We start from the raw sequence: 969 nt of genomic DNA, 5'->3' as shown, positions 1-969 counted from the left end.
GTTGTGATTGAGGCCGGTGCCGATCGTCTCAATCCTGAGACTGTAATTATCGATTCAGATCAATTAACTAAATTAATTGATGAATTATCGTCTGAATTAACCACGGGCGATAATCAAGCGATCAGCTTTAGCTATGACAGCGCAACAGGGCAATTAGTTGGTGTGACCGCTGACGGCGAGCAAGTGGTAGCTGTATCATTGGATGCCGTTCAAGCGGCGAACGGTCACGATATCGACGTAACGGTGACGATTAATCAAGATAAACCGTTAAACCACACTGACACTGGTGTCGATGGTTTGGTGGATAGTGTTAACGATAAAATCACCATTGATGTGCCAATTCAGGTGCAAGATACCGATGGTGATTGGCTACAAAAGCCAGCCAATGTTGATATCACCATTGTTGATGGCGCCAACCCAGAGTTTGGCACCGACAGTGGCACCACCATTGATGAAACCACCCAAAATGGTCAAGTTATTACAGGTGACGTGCCACTGAATGTGGGCTCTGATGCGATCCATCAGCTTGATTTCAATGCTGATCAGCCGGATTTAGCGAGTCTGACCAGTAATGGTGCCGCGACCACCTTTACGGTTAACGGTAATGTATTAACCGTGGTGGATAGCGATAATAAGCCAGTGATGGTAGTAACGATTGCGAAAGATGGCTCATACACGGTTGAAGTGACAGGTCCTATTGATCAAAACGATACTGACATTGCCAACATAAACCTTGGCGTGACGGCGACGGATAATGATGGCGATATCGCTAATGGTCAGGTAGTGATCACCATTAATGATGGCGCTGATGCTAGCGGTAATGAGCACGGTGAGATCACCATTACTGAAGGTGATTTAACCCCTCAAGCAGGTGAGCAAGGCTATCCAGTATCGGGCACCACTACGATTGTGATTGAAGCGGGTGCTGACCGTCTAGACCCAACTAAAGTGACCATCGAACCGACCCAA

Annotated in this window: 1 protein-coding gene; it reads left to right on the top strand. The window is 47.1% G+C overall.

The features are described 5' to 3' along the window. On the top strand, positions 1-969 hold a 969-nt coding region (locus BTN98_RS20295), incomplete at both ends, for a hypothetical protein (RefSeq protein WP_167390202.1).

The sequence above is a fragment of the Photobacterium aquimaris genome (genome assembly GCF_002954455.1).
In the GTDB taxonomy this organism is placed as follows: Bacteria; Pseudomonadota; Gammaproteobacteria; order Enterobacterales; family Vibrionaceae; genus Photobacterium; species Photobacterium aquimaris.
This window is presented reverse-complemented; position numbering and strand designations above follow the sequence as displayed.